Below are 945 nucleotides of genomic sequence, written 5' to 3'. Positions count from 1 at the left end.
TCCGACTTTATCAGAAGTTCTTGGCCGGTCTGACCGGCCGCTCATTTCTGAGTAATCGGGAGGATGCTTCTTTTGAATGTCGATAGCGACTTCTTGGAAGCTAGTAGAGTCTAGCGGTCGCCACCGGACGTGTCCAGTTCTAGGCAACTGTTTGAATCTACCTCCCCACACGACCCGTGTCAACGGCTCTTGTGGGCGAAGAGGAGACTAGCAGCTCAGAGGGGCCGGACGCACATCATGCGGCGGTGGGCACGGAGGAACTGCGGTCCGCCGCGTCGAGATCACCCGTCTCGCCCTCACGTACCGCGCGACCCCCGAGGACGTAGACGTACGTCAGGAACGCCACCTCGGCCACGACACCGATACCGATACGGGCCCAGGTGGGCAGTCCGGACGGTGTCACGAACCCTTCGATGGCGCCGGAGACGAACAGGACCAGGGCGAGGCCGATCGCCATGCCGAGCGCGGCCCGCCCCTCCTCCGCGAGGGCGGCTCGCCGGGTGCGGGGGCCGGGGTCGATCAGAGTCCAGCCCAGGCGCAGCCCCGTGCCGGCGGCGACGAAGACCGCGGTCAGTTCCAGCAGGCCGTGCGGCAGGACCAGGCCGAGGAAGGTGTCGAGGCGGCCGGCGGAGGACATCAGGCCGAAGCCGACACCGAGGTTGAGCATGTTCTCGAAGAGGATCCACAGCACCGGCAGGCCCAGGAAGACGCCCAGGACCAGGCACATCGCGGCCNNTGGGCGGCGAAGGAGGCCGCCGGGTGGCTGGAGTAGTAGGTCTCGTACTCACCGCCGGGACGGGTCATCTGGCGTAGCTGGGCGGGGGCGGCGATGGAGGACTGCACCTCCGGGTGGGCGCCGATCCACCAGCCCAGGAGGATCGCGATGGCCGTGGAGACGAGCGCCGTGGGGATCCACCAGCGGCGGGCGCGATAGACGGCGGCCGG

The 945-nt window shown here is 67.7% G+C and carries 1 pseudogene; it reads right to left on the bottom strand.

The annotated features are described in order from the left end of the window. Positions 1-235: 235 nt before the first annotated feature. Positions 236-945 (bottom strand): annotated as a pseudogene (locus CCN72_RS36370) (stage II sporulation protein M); the annotation flags it as partial.

It is taken from the genome of Streptomyces murinus (assembly GCF_002154555.1).
Lineage (GTDB): Bacteria > Actinomycetota > Actinomycetes > Streptomycetales > Streptomycetaceae > Streptomyces > Streptomyces murinus.
This window is presented reverse-complemented; position numbering and strand designations above follow the sequence as displayed.